16 protein-coding genes are annotated in these 18,454 nt (G+C 61.5%); 9 read left to right on the top strand and 7 right to left on the bottom strand.

Annotated features, from left to right (window positions below; genetic code table 11):
- Positions 1–2: 2 nt before the first annotated feature.
- Positions 3–1,199, top strand: a complete 1,197-nt coding sequence (locus KO538_RS21515; protein ID WP_071653290.1) for a heme biosynthesis protein HemY — start codon at positions 3–5, stop codon at positions 1,197–1,199.
- Positions 1,200–1,292: 93 nt separating this feature from the next.
- On the opposite strand, the gene KO538_RS21510 is transcribed toward KO538_RS21515, so the two are convergent.
- Positions 1,293–3,725 (bottom strand): membrane-bound PQQ-dependent dehydrogenase, glucose/quinate/shikimate family, encoded by a 2,433-nt coding sequence (locus tag KO538_RS21510; protein WP_257620489.1) that lies wholly within the window; start codon positions 3,723–3,725, stop codon positions 1,293–1,295.
- 611 nt (positions 3,726–4,336) lie between these two features.
- On the opposite strand from KO538_RS21510, the gene ppa reads away from it, so the two are divergent.
- Positions 4,337–4,879: an inorganic diphosphatase gene (gene ppa, locus KO538_RS21505; protein WP_034758697.1), complete on the top strand. Its 543-nt coding sequence runs from the start codon at positions 4,337–4,339 to the stop codon at positions 4,877–4,879.
- 52 nt (positions 4,880–4,931) lie between these two features.
- Here ppa and KO538_RS21500 read toward each other — a convergent pair whose 3' ends face one another.
- A complete protein-coding gene (locus tag KO538_RS21500) occupies positions 4,932–6,065 on the bottom strand; it encodes a GNAT family N-acetyltransferase (protein ID WP_219329682.1) in 1,134 nt (377 codons plus the stop codon).
- Positions 6,066–6,156: 91 nt separating this feature from the next.
- Between KO538_RS21500 and KO538_RS21495 the strand changes: the two genes are divergently transcribed.
- Together KO538_RS21495 and KO538_RS21490 are read left to right on the top strand one after the other, a co-directional pair.
- A complete protein-coding gene (locus tag KO538_RS21495) occupies positions 6,157–7,773 on the top strand; it encodes an NAD+ synthase (RefSeq protein WP_072454839.1) in 1,617 nt (538 codons plus the stop codon).
- Positions 7,774–7,814: 41 nt separating this feature from the next.
- Positions 7,815–8,153 carry a P-II family nitrogen regulator gene (locus KO538_RS21490; protein ID WP_034758685.1) on the top strand — a complete coding sequence of 113 codons (339 nt, stop codon included), beginning with the start codon at positions 7,815–7,817 and terminating at the stop codon, positions 8,151–8,153.
- A 143-nt stretch (positions 8,154–8,296) separates the two neighbouring features.
- On the opposite strand, the gene KO538_RS21485 is transcribed toward KO538_RS21490, so the two are convergent.
- The 3 genes from KO538_RS21485 to trxB all read right to left on the bottom strand — a co-directional run bounded on the left by KO538_RS21485 (position 8,297) and on the right by trxB (position 10,697).
- Complete coding sequence (locus KO538_RS21485; RefSeq protein ID WP_034758680.1) at positions 8,297–8,926, bottom strand: trimeric intracellular cation channel family protein; 630 nt, start codon at positions 8,924–8,926, stop codon at positions 8,297–8,299.
- A gap of 135 nt (positions 8,927–9,061) precedes the next feature.
- Positions 9,062–9,736 carry a Smr/MutS family protein gene (locus KO538_RS21480; protein WP_219329593.1) on the bottom strand — a complete coding sequence of 225 codons (675 nt, stop codon included), beginning with the start codon at positions 9,734–9,736 and terminating at the stop codon, positions 9,062–9,064.
- 7 nt (positions 9,737–9,743) lie between these two features.
- Positions 9,744–10,697: a thioredoxin-disulfide reductase gene (gene trxB / locus KO538_RS21475; RefSeq protein ID WP_219329592.1), complete on the bottom strand. Its 954-nt coding sequence runs from the start codon at positions 10,695–10,697 to the stop codon at positions 9,744–9,746.
- Between the two features lie 215 nt (positions 10,698–10,912).
- On the opposite strand from trxB, the gene KO538_RS21470 reads away from it, so the two are divergent.
- From KO538_RS21470 to KO538_RS21460, 3 genes are all read left to right on the top strand, one after another.
- The gene (locus KO538_RS21470; protein WP_072454838.1) at positions 10,913–13,273 is read left to right on the top strand and encodes a DNA translocase FtsK; all 2,361 of its coding nucleotides are present in this window, start codon (positions 10,913–10,915) and stop codon (positions 13,271–13,273) included.
- A 5-nt stretch (positions 13,274–13,278) separates the two neighbouring features.
- Positions 13,279–13,935, top strand: coding sequence for an outer membrane lipoprotein chaperone LolA (gene lolA, locus KO538_RS21465; protein WP_257620488.1), 657 nt, complete (start codon positions 13,279–13,281; stop codon positions 13,933–13,935).
- Between the two features lie 73 nt (positions 13,936–14,008).
- Positions 14,009–15,328, top strand: coding sequence for a replication-associated recombination protein A (locus KO538_RS21460; protein WP_034758659.1), 1,320 nt, complete (start codon positions 14,009–14,011; stop codon positions 15,326–15,328).
- 2 nt (positions 15,329–15,330) lie between these two features.
- On the opposite strand, the gene KO538_RS21455 is transcribed toward KO538_RS21460, so the two are convergent.
- A complete protein-coding gene (locus KO538_RS21455) occupies positions 15,331–16,083 on the bottom strand; it encodes an NAD(P)-dependent oxidoreductase (RefSeq protein ID WP_219329591.1) in 753 nt (250 codons plus the stop codon).
- Positions 16,080–16,370: a DUF2917 domain-containing protein gene (locus tag KO538_RS21450; protein WP_051991977.1), complete on the bottom strand. Its 291-nt coding sequence runs from the start codon at positions 16,368–16,370 to the stop codon at positions 16,080–16,082. Before KO538_RS21450 ends, KO538_RS21455 begins: the two co-directional genes overlap by 4 nt.
- Positions 16,371–16,550: 180 nt before the next feature.
- On the opposite strand from KO538_RS21450, the gene KO538_RS21445 reads away from it, so the two are divergent.
- Positions 16,551–17,972 (top strand): PLP-dependent aminotransferase family protein, encoded by a 1,422-nt coding sequence (locus tag KO538_RS21445; protein WP_219329590.1) that lies wholly within the window; start codon positions 16,551–16,553, stop codon positions 17,970–17,972.
- A gap of 149 nt (positions 17,973–18,121) precedes the next feature.
- Positions 18,122–18,325: a hypothetical protein gene (locus KO538_RS21440; RefSeq protein WP_131689149.1), complete on the top strand. Its 204-nt coding sequence runs from the start codon at positions 18,122–18,124 to the stop codon at positions 18,323–18,325.
- The last annotated feature ends 129 nt before the right edge of the window (positions 18,326–18,454 follow it).

Here is an 18,454-nt window from a genome sequence, read left to right as displayed (position 1 = left end):
CCATGCGTCTATTTCTCTGGTTACTCGCCCTGATGGCCGCGGCGATCGGTATCGCCGTGACGGCCCGTTTCAACCCCGGCAACGTGGTGCTGTTCTATCCGCCGTACCGCATCGATTTGTCGCTGAACTTCTTCCTGCTGCTGCAGGTCGTGCTGTTCGTGCTGCTGTACCTGCTGGTGCGCGCCGTGCGCGCCACCGTGCGCATGCCGGCGCAAGTGGCGGCCTACCGCCAGCGCAAGCGTGAGCGTGACGGCAACAAAGGCTTGCGCGAAGCCTTGAAAGCCCTGTTCGAAGGCCGTTTCGGCCATGCGGAAAAAGCTGCCTTGCGCGCCGCCGAGTTGGAAGAAAACGCCGGCCTGGCCGCGCTGATCGGCGCGCGCGCCGCGCACCGCATGCGCCAGTCCGAACGCCGCGACAGCTGGCTGTCCCGCGTCGAAGGCGATGCCAGCCTGAAGACGGCCCGGTTGATGACGGTGACGGAATTGCTGGTCGACGACCACCAGCCGGAAGCGGCCCTGGCCGCCGTGCGCGAACTCAATGCCAGCGGCACGCGCCACATCCACGCGCTGCAATGGTCGCTCAAGGCCGAACAGCAGGCGAAGAACTGGCCGGAAGTGCTGCGCCTCGTGCGTTCGCTCGACAAGCACCGCGCCCTGCATCCGGCCCTGTCGTCGCGCCTGCGCGAGCTGGCATACGACCATTTGCTGTCCGACCCGTCGCATGACGCGGAATCGCTGATGCGCGTCTGGTCGACCGTGCCGAGCGCGGACCGGGTCAAGCCGTACATCGCCTGCCGCGCCGCCACGGCCCTGAATGCGCGCGGCTTGCACGATGAAGCGCGCCTCGTGTGCGAAGAGTCGCTGGCCGCCGACTGGGACGAGCGCGTTGTGCGCGCCTACCGCGAAGCGGCGGCGCCAAGCGGCACGCCGGCCCTGCTGCTGCAGATCGAGCATTGCGAGCAATGGATGAAACAGCGTCCGCTCGACGCGGAACTGGCGCTGACCCTGGGCACTTTGTGCCTCAAGCAAAAACTGTGGGGCAAGGCCCAGCGCCACCTGGAGCAGGCCTTGTCGGACGCGAACGAGCCGCAGATGGTGCGCGACGCCCACCTGAAGCTGGCGCAGATGCACGACGCCTTGCAGCAGACGGAACAGGCTGCCGCCCATTACCGGCAGTGCGCCTTGGCAACCATCCTGTAAGCCACTTGTTTCTTCAGACGTAAAAAAGCCGTTCAGTGCAGACTGAACGGCTTTTTTTTGCGCTGCTAGCTTGCTACTTTACTTCTTCGCGCTTTACTTTTTCGGTACGGCGGCACCTTCGGGCAAGGCATACGCGACCAGGGTATCGCTCATCTTCGTGCCCAGCGAACCGTGGCCGCCGGCCATGACGACGACGAACTGGCGTCCCGACTTGTTCGACACATAGCTCATCGGCGTAGCCTGGCCACCGGCTGGCAAGCGGGCTTTCCAGATCACTTTGCCGTTGCTGACGTCGTAGCCGCGGATGTAGTAGTCGAGCGTGCTGCTGAGGAAGGTCACGCCGCCACCGGTGGTGACCATGCCGCCCAGGCTGGGCACGCCCAGTGGTAGCGGGATCGGCACGGGACCGCTGTCGCGCGTGGTGCCGTTCTTGTGCATCCACACTTTTTTCATCGTGCGCAGGTCGACGGCGGCCACATAGCCCCACGGCGGTGCCTGGCACGGGAAGCCCAGCGGCGACAAGAAGGCCTTGATTTCCACGGCGAACGGGACGCCCGTCTGCGGCTGCAAGCCCATTTCGCCACCGGTGCCGCCCTTGGCCGTCGTTTCCGCGCGCGGTACGAGTTTTTCCAGGAAGCCCATGTAGTCAGGGTTGACGATCAACAACTGGCGCACGGGATCGATGGCCGCGCCACCCCATTCGAAGATACCCAATGGGCCGGGGGAAATGACGGCGCCCTTGCCAGCCGTTTGCGGCGTGAACGGGCCTTCATAGCGGCGCTCCTTGAAGATGATGCGGCAGGCGAGCTGGTCAAACGGCGTCGTGCCCCACATGTCCGCTTCGCTGATATTGCGCTCTGGCAGGAACGTCAGGGCCGAGAATGGCTGCGTGGGCGACAGGGTGTCGCCGGCGGCAGGATTGCTCGTCGGCACGGGTTTTTCCGGCGCCGGCACGACCAGGCTGCCATCGCGGCGGTCGATCACGTAGATGTCACCGCGTTTTGTCGTGGCCACGACGGATGGCACTTTGCCTTTCGGCGTGTCGATGTCGACCAGGCTCGGCTGGCCGCCGATATCCATGTCCCAGATATCGTGGTGCACGGTCTGGTAGACCCAGCGCACCTTGCCCGTTGCCAGGTCCAGCGCGACGATGGCGCTGTTGAATTTCTCGCCATTCTTGTTGCGGTTGCCGCCCCAGGTATCGGGCGTTTCATTGCCCATCGGGATGTAGACCATGCCCAGCTTTTCATCGATGCTGGCCACGCCCCACGAGTTCGGCGAGTTGTTGGTGTAGTTCTTGCCTTCAGGGAAGGGTTGCGTATCTTCCGGCGTGGCCGGGTCCCAGTTCCACATCAGCTTGCCGGTGACGGGATCGTAGCCGCGGATCACGCCCGATGGCTCTTCCGTCGAATGGTTGTCCGTCACGCTGGCGGCGATCACGGCCATTTTCTGCGACACGGCCGGCGGCGAGGTCGGCATCAGGAAACCGCGCTTGATCATCGCCATGTTCTTGTACAGGTTGACGACGCCGTTGTTGCCAAAGCTCTTGCACGACTCGCCCGTATCGGCGTTGACGGCGATCATGGTGCCATCCATGGTTGGCGCCAGGATGCGGCGCGGGCATTCCATGCCGGCAGCTTCGGGGGCTGGATTGTTCTTCGCGCGGCCCGCGTTCACGTCCCAGTACGCCACGCCGCGGCAGATCATGTGCTGGTAGCTGGCCGCGTCGCGGTTGATCTTCGGATCGTGGCGCCAGATTTCCTTGCCCGTGTCCGGGTTCAGGGCGATGACGATATTGTGCGGCGTGCACAAATACAGCATGTCATTGACCTTCAGCGGCGTCACTTCGTTGGCGATCTCGCCCGGGTCGTTCGGTCCCTTGAAGTCGCCCGTGTGGTAGGTCCAGGCTTCTTTCAGGCCGGAAATATTCGCCGGCGTGATTTGCGCGGCCGGGGCATAGCGGTCGCCATAGCCGGAGCGGCCATACGCGGACCAGTCATTGTGCTCGACGCCGGGTGCCAGGTCGCCCGTGGCCGTGGCCGTGGCGGCCATGTTTTCGGCAGGCACGTCGCCATGCAGGTCATGGTAGTCCTGGAACAGGGCGATGACACCGGCGATGACGGTCAGGGCCACGGCGGCGGAAAGCGCCGTCTTGCCCGCTTGTCCCTGTTTCGCCGCGGCGGCTGGCGCCAGGCGGCGGTTGACGAAGGGTAGCAGCAGCCAGACGGCGGCGGCAAACCAGATGTCGAGGCGCGGCAGCAATTGCCACCAGTCGAATTTCACTTCAATGACGGACCAGATGAGAGTGGCGATCAGCAGGAAGGCCATGAACGGTTGCGCGCTGCGCTTGCCCTGGAACACCAGCGCGCCGGCAACGAGCATGCCGATACCGGCCAGCAGGTAGTACCAGGAGCCGCCCAGAGAGGCCAGCCAGATGCCGCCGCCCAGCAGGGCGAGGCCAAACAGAATGAAAATAACGCCGGTGACCTTTAATAAAGGCCCGGGCCGGAAAGAGGGAATCATCATATTCCTTTTTGCAAGGATTTATCGGTGGCGCGTGATGCGCCATATTGAATCTAGCGAAGGCTTTGTTTGCAGAGTATGCGAAGTTTTGGAAACACCAGAATGTGACAGTTTATCAGAATTGATGATTGTCTTCTGGTCGCGCCATTTTTTGGAAGGTTCGCCATTTGAATAAATAAATGCTTCAAATAAGCGCAAATATTATGCTGGAAGAGGGGATTCCCGGGCTGGAGGGCGGTATTGAAGCGGCTGCGTCGTCATGCGCCCGCATTGTGGGGAGAATAAGACTGGCGCTGTTGTTATAATTGGCTGCATAAAATGCAATATCAAATATAATAACCATGTTTGCCGCATGGTGATATTGAAATGAAAATAGGCGGATATTGACGGAATTAATTCGGGACTGACCGTAGTAATGCTTAAGTGTTTCTACTTATTATTTTCGGTGGCCTGTTTATACTCTCAACGGCAGGCTGCGCAGTCCAACGGGCCGGGCGCGTCACTGTTGCTGGCAGGACGCGCAAAACGCCGGCGGGCCGCTGCTGCGTCGCACAAGCGGCCTGTACTTCGCTATAATTGCGCGGTTAAAACACCACCCGCTAATGAGGAATCCCATGAGTTTGAATAACGTCTCTTCCGGCCGCGACCTGCCGAACGATTTCAACGTCGTCATCGAAATCCCGATGAATGCCGATCCGATCAAGTACGAAGTCGACAAGGAAAGCGGCGCGATCTTCGTCGATCGCTTCATGGGTACCGCCATGCATTACCCGTGCAACTACGGCTACGTGCCGAACACCCTGTCGCCGGACGGCGACCCGGTTGACGTGCTGGTCATCACCCCGTTCCCGCTGATCCCGGGCGTGGTTGTGCGCTGCCGTCCTATCGGCGTGCTGAAAATGACCGACGAGTCGGGCGAAGACGCGAAAGTGCTGGCCGTGCCAGTCGACAAGGTCCTGTCGATCTACAGCCACTGGCAAAAGCCGGAAGACTTGAACGAACTGCGCTTGCGCCAGATCCAGCATTTCTTTGAGCACTACAAGGATCTGGAAAAAGGCAAATGGGTCAAGATCGACGGCTGGTATGGCCCGGAAGTGGCCAAGGAAGAAATCCTGAACGGCGTCGCTGCGTTCAAGGCCGACGCCGCCAAAGCCTAAGAACATCGAGTAAGAAAAACGCTCCCCGCCAGTCATGGCCGGGAGCGTTTTTTTATGCGCGAAACGGACTGTGTTCGTTCAACTCGTCGAGGTAGGCATCGATGCCGCCCCGTTCACGCTCGAGGAAGCGCTGCACGGCGTCGGCAAAGGCCGGGTGCGCCAGCCAATGGGCGGACCACGTCTTTTGCGGCAGGAAGCCGCGCGCCATCTTGTGCTCGCCCTGGGCGCCCCCTTCGAAGGTGGCGATGCCATTGGCGATGCAAAACTCCAGCGGTTGGTAGTACGCCGTCTCGAAATGCAGACAGGGCACGTGCTCGAGCGCGCCCCAGTAGCGGCCATACAGGGTGTCAGCCGTGTGGATCACCAGCGAGGCGGCAATGGCCCGGCCTTCGCGCTCGGCGATCACCAACAAGATGTTCTGCGGCATGCTGGCACCGATGCGCCGGAAGAACTCCAGGCTTAAGTACGGCGACGAGCGGTGTTCCGCATAGGTATTGCTGTAGCAGCGGTGGAACAGTTTCCAGTCCGCGTCCGTGGCCTCCGTTCCGCGTACCTGGCGCATGGTGACGCCTGCTTCCCGCACCTTGCGCCGCTCGGCGCGGATATTCTTGCGCTTCTTGTGCTCGAGGGTAGCGAGGAATTGCTCGAAATCCGTGTAGCCGGGATTGAGCCAGTGAAACTGCACGCCACTACGCATCAGGTAGCCAGCTTGCTCCAGTTGGCGCGCTTCGCTTTCCGGCGGGAACAGGATGTGGCAGGACGATACGTCGGCCGCTTGCTGCTGCGCCTGCAGAAAGGCCAGCAGGGCGGCGCGGGCCTCGCCATCGCGGGCCAGCAGGCGGGTGCCGCTCACGGGCGTGAATGGAATCGCGGACAGCAGTTTCGGGTAATATTCAAGGCCATGTTGCCGATAGGCGTCGGCCCAGGCCCAGTCGAACACGTATTCACCATATGAGTGCATTTTGAGGTACAGGGGCAGGGCGGCGGCCAGGGTTTCGCCTTGCCACAGCACGAGGTAATTCGGCTGCCAGCCCGTATCCGCGCTGGCGCAGCCGGACTCGTGCAGCGCGTGCAAGAAGGCGTAGGAAAGGAAGGGATTGGCCTCCGCCTGGCGTGCCAGCAGTTCAGACCAGGCCGCTTCGCCAATTTCAGCCAGGGTAGTGACGATAGCCGTGCGATAATTCATTGTTGTAGTGTGCATTCATCACTCTCGGGGCGCCGCCACCGGCCTGCGCGCCCCTGTCTTGTTTAATAGAACGAAAATATCCATCATCATCATGACAGTCAAAGTCGCAATTGCTCAAATGAATAGTACGGTCGGCGATCTGGCCGGCAACCGTGCCAAGATCTTCGACCTTTCCCGCCGCGCCTTTGAAGCGGGTGCCGATATCGTGCTCACGCCGGAACTGTCGCTGGTCGGTTACCCACCCGAGGACTTATTGCTGCGCAATGCATTCTACGCAAAAACGCAGGAAGCGTTTGCGGGACTGGCTGCCGACCTGGCCCAGTTCAAGGATCTGCACGTGGTGGTGGGTTTGCCCCTGCAAGACGAGAAGGGCGTGCGCCACAACGCCGCCTCCGTGCTGCTGAACGGCGAAGTACTGGGCACCTACCGCAAGCACGACTTGCCGAACACGACCGTGTTCGATGAAAAGCGTTACTTCACGTCGTCGGACCAGGCTTTCGTGTTTGGCGTGAAGGGCGTGCGTTTCGGCATCAATATCTGCGAAGACACGTGGTTCGAGCACGCACCGATGCGCGCCCGCGCGGCCGGCGCGCAAGTGCTGCTGGTGCCGAACGGCTCGCCATACCACATGAACAAGCAGCATCTGCGCTATGACACCATGCGCAAGAATGTCAGCGCGCAAGGCATGGCCCTCGTCTATGCCAACCTCGTCGGTGGCCAGGATGAACTGATTTTCGACGGCGACTCGTTCGTGATGGATGCGGCCGGCACGATGTGCGCCCAGCTGCGCCACTTCGAGGAAGACTTGCAACTGGTCGAATTCGACGGCGCCACGCCCGTGCCGCAGCCGCTGGCCGCGCCGTTGACCACCGAGGCGCAGGTGTACCAGGCGCTGGTGCTGGGCGTGCGCGACTATATCGGCAAGAACGGTTTCCCTGGCGTGCTGATCGGCATGTCGGGCGGCGTCGATTCCGCCCTGACCCTGGCGATTGCCGTCGATGCGCTGGGCGCCGACAAGGTGCGCGCCGTCATGATGCCATCGCAATTCACGGCCGATATCTCGTGGATCGATTCGCGCGACATGGTAAAACGCCTCAATGTGCGCTACGATGAAATTCCGATCAAGCACACCTTCGACGCCTTCCGCGCCACCCTGGCTGACGAGTTCGCCGGACTGGCGGAAGATGCGACGGAAGAAAACATCCAGGCGCGCATCCGCGGCACCTTGCTGATGGCCCTGTCGAACAAGCATGGCAGCATCGTGCTAACGACGGGCAACAAGAGCGAAATGGCTGTCGGTTATTGCACTTTGTACGGCGACATGGCGGGCGGCTTTGCCGTGATCAAGGATATCGCGAAGACCCTCGTCTACCGTTTGTGCGCGTACCGCAACAGCGTGTCGGACGTGATACCCGAGCGCATCCTGACGCGCGGACCGTCGGCTGAATTGCGCGCCGACCAGCTGGACCAGGATTCCTTGCCGCCATACGACGTACTCGACGGCATCATGCAGCTGTACATGGAAGAAAACCGGCCGATCGCCGAGATTATCGAGGCTGGCTACCCGCCGGCCGACGTGGCGAAAATCACGCGCCTGATCAAGATCAATGAATACAAGCGGCGCCAGTCGCCAGTGGGCATCCGCGTCACGCACCGTGGCTTTGGCCGCGACTGGCGTTATCCGATCACGTCGAAGTTCTACGAATAAGCAGCCATCTGTCCACAATCTAACAATTTTAAGGAGTAACCATGAAACAGATTACCGCCATCATCAAACCATTCAAGCTCGACGAAGTGCGCGAAGCGCTGGCCGACGTGAACGTGACGGGCTTGACCGTGACGGAAGTGAAGGGCTTTGGCCGCCAGAAGGGCCATACTGAGCTGTACCGTGGCGCCGAGTACGTGGTCGACTTCCTGCCGAAAGTCAAAGTCGAAGTCGTGGTGGACGACAGCGTGTCGGAACTGGTGGTCGACGCCATCATCAAGGCAGCCCGCACGGGCAAGATTGGCGATGGCAAGATCTTCGTGCGCGACGTGGAGCAAGTGATCCGCATCCGCACGGGCGAAACCGGCCCGGACGCGGTGTAAGTCTGGGCCAGCAATGTTGTCGGATTACGGCTCTTTGAGCCTAATCCGACCTACGCGTAGCAATGGGTGTCGTGCCGTAGGTCGGCTTAGCGCGCCAGCGCGTAAGCCGACACGCGCCGCGAATAACGTTGCCGGTTGGCGCTTCAGCGCCCCAGCCGCATATCGAATTTCCAGCAAATCAGGCGCAGAATCGTGATGCCGCTGGCGCTGGTCCACAGCGCGAAGTCGTGCTCGGCGCCGAAGTGCATCTGCAGCAGATAAGCCCAGCAGCCGAAGAACGCGCAGATCGCATACGGTTTGCCGTCGCGAAACACCATCGGCACTTCGTTGCAGACGATGTCGCGCATCACGCCGCCAAAAATCCCTGTAATCACCCCCATCATCGATGCGATGAAGAGCGGCATGCCGGCGCGCGTCGCTTCGGCCACGCCCGCGATGGCGAACATGCCCAGGCCGATGGCGTCGGCGATGACGATCAGGCGTTCCGAGACGATCTGGCGCAAGTGCTGGATCAAGGGCGCGGCCGTCAGGGCCAGCACGAAGATGAGAATCGCGTATTCCTGGTGCGAGACCCAGAACAATGGCCGCTTGTCGAGCAGGATGTCGCGCAAGGTGCCCCCGCCAAATGCCGTGATGAAGGCCACGACGAACACGCCGACCAGGTCCATGCGCTTGCGGCGCGCTTCGATGAAGCCGGAAAACGCGCCCACCAGGATGGCGATGACCTCAATGATCTTGATCAGCGAGCCAGGCGGCAATTGGGGTGGCATCATGGGTGGAGCGCGTGCACGAGACGCTAAGCAGGAAATAATTGTCACAGGTTAACATGACACGGCCCCGAATGGTGACAAACGGGGCCGTGCGCATGAGCTAACTTGTTACTGAATTGTAATTTCTTGCTGCGGTGCTCAGCGGATGGGCTGCAGGGCGGAAGAAAGCAATACGACCAGCGCGCCATCGCCCCCTTCAGAGCGGCGCGCCTGGCAAAAGGCGATGACTTCATCCTTTTGCACGAGCCAGCTGTGCACCATCGATTTCAAGACCGGTTCCTGGCCTTTCGAGCCGAAACCCTTGCCGTGGATGACCCGCACGCAGCGCAGCTTGCGCCGCGTCGCCTGGTTCAAAAAGGCGCCGATGCCGTCGCGCGCCTCGTTGCGGCGCAAGCCGTGCAAGTCCAGCTCATCCTGGATGGGCCAGTGGCCCTTGCGCATCTTCTTGACCACGTCCGATCCCACGCCGGGGCGGGCGTAGTTCAGGGCCGGATCGTTTTCCAGGTAATGGTCGACTTCGAACAAGTCCGACAGCGACTCGCGCAGCACGGCCGCATCGTCCTCTTCCGGAGACAACTTGCGCGCCGGCTGCTGGGCCGCCATGGCGCCCGCCTTGGGCAGGCTGGGCACGTAGCGGTCCGACTCGGGCAGGCGCTTGACGCCGCCGATGCTGGCCTTGAACAGATTGCTCTCCACGGCCTGCACCTTGACCTGCTTGACTCGCTCCGCTTCAGCCTGGGCGCGCGCGTCGGCCTGCTCCTTGAGCTGCTTGCTGACCGCTTTCAGGTCGGCAAAGTCTTTCATCGACGCCATGCGACGCTTACTCCTGGCCTTCCAGGTAGCGCTGGGCGTCCAGTGCTGCCATGCAACCCGTGCCGGCGCTGGTGATGGCCTGGCGGTAGATGTGGTCTTGCACGTCGCCGGCGGCAAACACGCCCGGTGCGCTGGTGGCGGTGGCCATGCCTTCCAAGCCCGTCTTGGTCTTGATGTAGCCGTTGTGCATGTCCAGCTGGCCTTCGAAGATGCCCGTGTTCGGTTTGTGGCCGATGGCGATGAACACGCCATGCACGGAGAGCGCTTCGACCCTGCCGTCGATGGTCGACTTGATGTTCAGACCCGTCACGCCGCCTTCGTTGCCCGTCACTTCGTCCAGAGTGTGGTTATATTTCAACACAATCTTGCCTTCGGCAACCTTGGCGTTCAGGCGGTCGATCAAAATCGCTTCCGCGCGGAACTTGTCGCGGCGGTGGATCAGCGTGACTTTATTGGCGATGTTCGACAGGTACAGCGCTTCTTCGACGGCCGTGTTGCCACCGCCGACGACGGCCACTTCCTGGTTGCGGTAGAAGAAACCATCGCAGGTGGCGCAGGCGGACACGCCCTTGCCCATGAATTCCGCTTCCGATGGCAGGCCCAGGTATTGCGCGGATGCGCCCGTGGCGATGATCAGCGTGTCGCACGTGTATTCGTGGCTGTCGCCCTTCAGGCGGATCGGTTTTTCATTCAGGAAAGTGGTGTGGATGTGGTCAAACACGATTTCCGTATTGAAACGCTCGGCGTGCTGCAGCAAGCGCTGCATCAGGTCCGGGCCTTGCACGCCCATCGGGTCGCCAGGCCAGTTTTCCACGTCGGTGGTGGTCATCAACTGGCCGCCTTGTTCCACGCCGGTGACCAGCATCGGGTTCAGGTTGGCGCGGGCGGCGTAGACGGCGGCGCTGTAGCCGGCTGGGCCGGAGCCGAGGATCAAAACGCGGGCGTGTTTGGTAGTGGTCATGGGAGGCTTCTCTATGAGTGGGGTCTATCCGAATTGGGGGCATACGCGCGAAGAACAAGGGCGTATTGCGCTTGCGCAAGCAATCCACGATTATAGACCAAGCCGCCTGTAGCGACGAATCGTGGGGCCGTCCGGGGCATATATGGCTTAGAATACTTCCTTATTATGGGAAATTCCCTTTCAGAAACATTTTTCACCTTGCAGCGCTTCCCAGAATGACTAAACCAGCCCAGGCCAATCAAAATAGCTACACCCGAAAACCGGTCGAACGCCGCCCGCTGCCCAACCGGCTGGTGCGGCTGCTGTCCGAGGCGCGCTGGTTCGCGCTGGCCGCGTTTGCCTTGTATTTCGTGCTGATCCTGGCCAGCTTCAACAAGCTCGACCCCGGCTGGTCGCACGCCACCAATGTCGACAAGGTGGCCAACCTGGGCGGCAAGCTCGGTGCGACCTTTTCCGATTTGCTGCTGTATATCTTCGGCTTTTCCGCCTGGTGGTGGTGCGTGTGGCTGCTGCGCACGGTATGGCATGGCTATCGCCGCCTGAGTAAGCGCTTCCTGCTGGAAGAGGAAGAGGTGGAGCGCGAGCACCATGTCGAGATGCTGATCCGCATCGTCGGCTTCTCCATCATGCTGATCGGCAGCATGGGACTCGAATTCCTGCGCATGGCAAAAAGCTTGCACGTGCAGCTGCCGCGCGATCCGGGCGGCGTGCTGGGCCAGCTGGTCGGGCACTCGGCCCACGTGGCTTTTGGCTTTACGGGCGCGACCTTGCTGCTGTTGCTGCTGTTCGGCCTCGGTTTCAGCTTGTTCTTCCACGTATCCTGGCTGCAAGTGGCCGAACGCATCGGCGGCGCCATCGAAGACGCCGTCAACTGGTTCGTGCTGCGCTACCAGGACCGCGAAGACCGCCGCCAGGGTGAAGTGGCCGCCGTGCGTCGCGACGAAGTGGTGGTCATCGAGCGTGCCAAGCACGTGGAGAAGCATGTGGCCGCGCCGCCTGTCAAGATCGAGCCGCAGGTGGTGACGGTCGTGAAATCGGAGCGCGTGGAAAAGGAGCGCCAGGCCCATCTGTTCGAGAACCTGGGCGATGGCAAGTTGCCGCCGTTGTCCTTGCTCGATGAAGCGCCGCCCGTGGTGGAAACGGTTTCCGTGGAAACGCTGGAATTTACGAGCCGCCTGATCGAAAAGAAATTGTCGGACTTTGGCGTGGATGCCAAGGTAGTGGCCGCTTACCCCGGCCCCGTCGTCACGCGCTATGAAATCGAGCCGGCGACGGGCGTGAAAGGTAGCCAAATCGTGGGCCTGGCGCGCGACCTGGCCCGTTCACTGTCCTTGACGTCGATCAGGGTGGTGGAAACCATTCCCGGCAAGAATTACATGGCGCTGGAACTGCCGAACAGCAAGCGCCAGATCGTGCGCCTGACGGAAATCCTCGGCTCCAAGGTCTACAACGATGGCGTGTCCAGCCTGACGATTGCGCTGGGCAAGGATATCGCGGGTAAACCCGTCGTGGCAGATCTGGCGAAGATGCCCCACTTGCTGGTGGCCGGTACGACCGGTTCCGGTAAATCCGTGGGCATCAACGCGACGATTCTCTCGCTGCTGTACAAATCGGACCCGCTCGACGTACGGCTGATTCTGATCGATCCGAAGATGCTGGAAATGTCCGTCTACGAAGGCATCCCGCACTTGCTGGCGCCCGTCGTGACCGACATGCGCCAGGCTGGCCACGCGCTGAACTGGGCCGTGAACGAGATGGAACGCCGCTACAAGCTGATGAGCAAGATGGGCGTGCGTAACCTGGCTGGCTACAACGCGAAGATTGCAGACGCGAAAAAGCGCGAAGAACACATCCCGAATCCGTTCAGCCTGACGCCGGATTCGCCGGAGCCGCTGGAAAAACTGCCGACCATCGTCATCATCATCGACGAGCTGGCCGACTTGATGATGGTGGTGGGTAAAAAAGTCGAGGAATTGATCGCGCGTATCGCGCAAAAGGCACGCGCCGCCGGTCTGCACTTGATTCTGGCCACGCAGCGCCCATCTGTAGACGTGATCACGGGCTTGATCAAGGCGAACATCCCCACGCGTATCGCGTTCCAGGTGTCGTCGAAGATCGACTCGCGCACCATTCTCGACCAGATGGGCGCGGAAACCCTGCTGGGCATGGGCGACATGCTGTACATGCCGCCCGGCACCGGTTTGCCGATGCGCGTGCACGGCGCGTTCGTGTCCGATGAAGAAGTCCACCGCGTTGTCAGCCATCTCAAGCTGCAGGGCGAACCGAATTACATCGAGGGCATCCTCGAAGGCGGCACCCTGGAAGGCGACGGCGCCGAAGGCGGCGTGCCGGGCGAGGGCGGCGGCGAGGCCGATGCCCTGTACGACCAGGCGGTGGCGGTGGTGCTGAAAAACCGCCGCGCCTCGATTTCGCTGGTGCAGCGTCATTTGCGCATCGGCTACAACCGCGCCGCCCGTCTGCTCGAGCAGATGGAGCAGAGCGGGGTGGTATCAACCATGCAATCCAATGGCAACCGGGAAATCCTGGTGCCGGCGGCCAGTAGTGAACAAGGGTAAACAGAATGAAGAACACGACTTTCGCAGCAAAAATGATGATCGGCGCGGCCAGCGTTGCCTGCAGCCTGCTGTTTGCGGCCAGCGCCTCGGCCAGCGCGCTTGAGCAATTCAAGAGCTTTGCGGCCGGCACCAAGTCGGCTAAGGGCGAGTTCGTGCAGCGCCAGGTCAAGAAGGCGGACGCCAGCGGCAAGGCCAAAGTGTCGACGCCAGCCAGCGGCACGTTTGAATTCGCCCGCCCAGGCAAGTTCATCTGGACCTATCTGAAGCCGTACGAGCAGCTGCTGCAAGCCGATGGCGACAAGCTGTACATCTACGACAAGGACTTGAGCCAGGTGACGGTCAAGAAACTGGGCGACGCGCTCGGTTCCTCGCCAGCAGCCATCCTGTTCGGCAGCAATGACCTGGAAAAGAATTTCACCTTGGCCGAAGCGGGCACGCGCGATGGCCTGGAATGGCTGAAGGCGACACCGAAAGCCAAGGACACGACGTTCGACGAAATCACCATCGGCCTGCGCAATGGCGTGCCGGAAGCGATGGAGTTGCGCGATTCGTTCGGCCAGACGTCGGTACTGGCGTTCAAGAACTTCCAGAAGAATCCCGCCTTATCTGCCGATCACTTTAAATTTGTCATGCCCAAGGGCGCCGACGTCATCAACAATTAAGACTGTCGCGCCTTGCGTATGAGCCGGCCTCGCAGCAATGCGGGGCCTTTGCATTCTTATTAGGTAACTCAATATGGCGGATCTCTTTTCCACCGCACCGCGCCAGCCCTTGGCCGAAGCCTTGCGGCCAGCCACCCTGAACGAAGTCATCGGCCAGACGCATCTGCTGGGCGTGGGCAAGCCGCTGCGCCTCGCGTTCGAGGCGGGCAAGGCCCATTCGATGATCTTATGGGGGCCGCCTGGCGTGGGCAAGACGACCCTGGCGCGGCTGATGGCGAACGCCTTCGACAGCGAATTCATCGCCCTGTCGGCCGTGTTCGCCGGCGTAAAAGATATCCGCGCGGCCATGGATCAGGCACGCCACAGCCTGGACCAGTTCGGTAAGCACACTTTATTGTTCGTCGACGAGATTCACAGATTCAACAAGTCGCAGCAGGACGCCTTGCTGCCGTTTGTCGAATCGGGCCTGGTGACGTTCATCGGCGCCACCACGGAAAACCCCAGCTTTGAAGTGAACTCGGCACTGCTGTCGCGCGCGCAAGTGTATGTGTTGAAATCGCTCAACGAAGACGAGATGAAGCAGTTGCTGGCCAAGGCGCAGTCCACGGCCCTGACGCACCTGACCTTCGACGAGGCTGCCGCCGACACCCTGATCGGCTATGCGGATGGCGATGCGCGGCGTTTCCTGAATTTGCTGGAACAGGCCGAGACGGCGGCCAGCTCGACGGGCACGACCAAGATCGACGCGGCCTTCGTCGACAATGCGCTGACCCTCAATTCGCGCCGCTTTGACAAGGGCGGCGACAATTTCTATGACCAGATTTCCGCGTTGCACAAGTCCGTGCGTGGCTCCAACCCCGATGCTGCCCTGTACTGGTTTTGCCGCATGATCGACGGCGGCGCCGATCCCCGCTATCTTTCGCGGCGCATCGTACGCATGGCCTGGGAAGACATCGGCCTGGCCGACCCGCGTGCCTTGACCATGGTCAATGACGCGGCGGAAACGTATGAGCGCCTCGGTTCGCCCGAAGGCGAACTGGCCTTGGGCCAGGCCGTGATCTACCTGGCGATTGCCGCGAAAAGCAATGCCGGCTATAACGCGTTCAATACGGCGATGGCGTTTGTCAAGAAAGACAAGTCGAAGGAAGTGCCCGTGCATTTGCGCAATGCGCCGACGAAGCTGATGAAGGAACTCGGCTACGGCCATGCCTACCGCTACGCGCACGACGAGCCCGATGCGTATGCTGCTGGCGAAACCTACTTCCCGGACGGCATGGCCGAACCGGGCTGGTACCAGCCCGTGCCGCGCGGTCTGGAAAGCAAGATCGCCGATAAATTGGCGTGGCTGCGCGAGCTGGACAGAAAAGCAGGAAAACCAGCGGGCAAGGGCTGAGGTTACAGCCCCAGCAGGGTAAAACCGTCATCCTGCGGCGCATAGCCGACCAGCTGGCGCGTCGCTGCGATCGACAAGCGTTTATAGCGGTTGTCCGACACGCCATGCACGACGTGGTAGCCGGCCGGCACGTCCGCCGTCACGCAGCGGGCCAGCAGTTGCACCACGTCACGCTCGCTGATGAAGGCGGCGATGTCGCGTGCGCTGTGCTGTTGACCTGGCGCAAAGTGGGCCACGTTGGCGATGCGCACGGCGATCGCCGTCATGCCGTGCTGGTGCGCAAAGGCCGAGGCCACGCCTTCGCCAAACGCCTTGCTGGCGCCATACATGTTCGCGGGGCGCGCCGGCATGCTTTCCTGCACTTGCACGTCCAGCGGATAGCCTTCGATGGCTTGCGCGCTGCTGGCAAGCACGACTCTCTTCACCCCCTGCGCCTGCGCCGCGCGGAAGATGTTGTGCGTGCCGACGATGTTCGGCTGCAGCAGTTGCGCATCGAAATCGGCACCGGCGTGCGGCACGCCGGCCAGGTGCAACACCACGTCGACGCCGGTGCAGGCGGCCAGGCAGGCGGCATAGTCGGCGACGTCAAGATCAATGGCCGGGCAGGGCGCTTCGGCCAGTTTGCCTGTGTGCAGGTCGGCCAGGCGCAGGGAGAATTCCCCGTGCCGGCGCTTCCAGAAAGCGGTGCCGATGATGCCGGCGGCGCCCGTGACGAGGACGCGCAGTGGTGCTTGATGTAGTGTTGCTTGACTCATGTATTCCTTGTGATCAGTGTGTGAGGCAGTGCCAGGTTCAGCCAGCGCAGCAGGGCGGGGCGCGGTGCGGCCGTCCCATGCACACGGATGTGTCCGCTACCCACGGCTTCGACGAGCACCAGGCCGTCATTCGGTATCGTATAGCGTTCGCCGCTGCGCAGCACGCAATCCTCGAACTGGGCGTAGGCCGTGATCCACGCCGTGCCGGACAGGCATTCGATGACCCTGGCGTGCGCTTTTTCCAGGCGCAAAGGCCGTTCGCTGCGTAATTCGTGGTCGGTATGCATGGCATCGCTCCTGTTGTGCTGACAGGAACAGCTTAGGCCCTTGTGGTGAACCATGACAGATGCAGGAAAACGAAATTGTGATGAATACAGTGTCCCTTGTCGTACACTGTGCTTGTCAAAAAACTCGGCAACTGTATCTGTGCCGGCCACGTGCGCGAGCCGCATACTGAAGGGATGAACATGAGCGCGCATTTGAATCTGTACGAGCACCTGGCCAACGAGCTGGGCGCCTTGATCGACTCGCGCGTGTTCGCGCCCGGCGACCGCCTGCCATCGATCCGCCACCTGGCGCAGCAAAAGCGCATTTCCGTCAGCACGGTGATGCAAGCCTTGCGCCTGATGGAAGACCGGGGGCAAGTCGATGCGCGGCCCCAGTCCGGCTATTTCGTGCGCCACCGCGCGCCGCGCCGCCCGTGCAGCGCGGACGCCCAGCATTTGAAGGAGCCGGCCTTTGTCGGCATCAACAACCTGTTGATGCGCGTGCTGAAGGAAAACGAGGCGCCCGATATCGTACAGCTGGGCACGGCCTGGCCGCCCGACGAGATACTGCCCATCAATCGCATGCAGCGCACCATCAGCGCCGTGGCGCGGCGCGAGCCCGCTTTATTGAGCAAGGTCAGCTGCTACGACGTCAGCGAAAGCAATTTCCTGCGCCAGGTGACGCGCCGCGCGCTGGACTGGGGCAAGCTGGACCCGCACGAGATCGTCGTGACGAATTCCTGCACGGAAGCAATCAGCCTGTGCCTGCGTGCCGTCGCCAAACCGGGCGACACGATTGCCATCGAGTCGGCGACGTATTTCGTGCTGCTGCAGATGATCGAAAGCCTGGGCATGAAGGCGCTGGAAATTCCCACCGACCCGAAGACGGGACCGTCGCTCGACGCGCTGGAGCTTGCCTTGCGCGCCGGTCTCGTGCAAGCGTGTTTGTTCGTGCCGAACGCCAACAACCCGCTCGGTTGCGTCATGCCGGAAGAAAACAAGAAGCGGCTGGCGGGGCTGCTGTCGGAATTCAATATTCCGCTGGTGGAAGACGATGTATATGGAGATTTGTGCTTTGCCCCGCAGCGGCCGTGGCCCGTGAAAGCCTACGATACGAGCGGCAATGTGCTGCTGTGCTCTTCGTTTTCCAAGGCGATTACTCCTGCGTCGCGTGTCGGTTACGTGCTGGCCGGCCGCTTCGCGCAGGAAGTGGCTTTGCTGAAAACCGTGTCGAGCGGCGCCACCAGCCATTTCTTCCAGGCCGTGCTGGCCGATTTTCTGGAAGGCAGCAGCTACGACCAGCAACTGCGCAAGATGCGACGCACCCTGGTGCAGCGCATCGCCCGCATGTCCGACGCCGTGGCGGCCAGCTTTCCGGCGGACTGCATGCTGTCCGAGCCGCAGGGCGGTTTCGTGCTGTGGGTGCAGATGCCGCCGCAAATCGATGCGCTGGCCTTGCATGGCCCAGCCATCGCGGAAGGTGTGGCGTACATGCCTGGCCAGTTGTTCTCGGCCTCGGGCAAGTTCGGCAATTATCTGCGCCTCAATTGCGGCAATCCGTGGATGCCGCGCATTGAGCAGGCGATTGACCGTCTCGGTCGCCTGGTCAAGGACGCCTTGTAACTATTCTCCACGCTTCAGTCCCCGTTTTTCACCGTTCGCTCCCTGTTTTTCGCCGCTGGTCGCAAGCCGGTGGCGTTGTTTGTGGCCGTTGGCTAAAGTAGCACCATACCAGCAGCAGTCAACGAAACAAACTAACCAGGAGTCACATCATGCACGCACTGAAAAACATGGAAATCACCTTTGTCGCCGCCGCCATCATCGCCATCGGCGCCAGCTTCGCCACCGCCGGCGCGAACACCGTGGAAGTGAGCGCCAGCAGCACCGTGATTGCCCAGGCTGCCGACAGCACGATGCCTGTCGTCACCGTCAGCGCCCGCCGCCTGACCGCTGCCGAAAAAGCCGCCTTTATCTAAGCGCCGGTTGTAAAGCGGGCGCGAGTGCCCAGCCATGCCGCCATGACGATGGCCAGCCATGTGCAAAACTCATAAAGAACTGAACGGGTCTTGGTACAATGAGTGCTTTCGATACATCGGCACCGCCAT

The organism is Janthinobacterium sp. NKUCC08_JDC (assembly GCF_019345575.1).
In the GTDB taxonomy this organism is placed as follows: domain Bacteria; phylum Pseudomonadota; class Gammaproteobacteria; order Burkholderiales; family Burkholderiaceae_D; genus Janthinobacterium; species Janthinobacterium aestuarii.
Note: the sequence above shows the minus strand (reverse complement) of the source record. Positions and strands in the feature narration are given on the sequence as shown.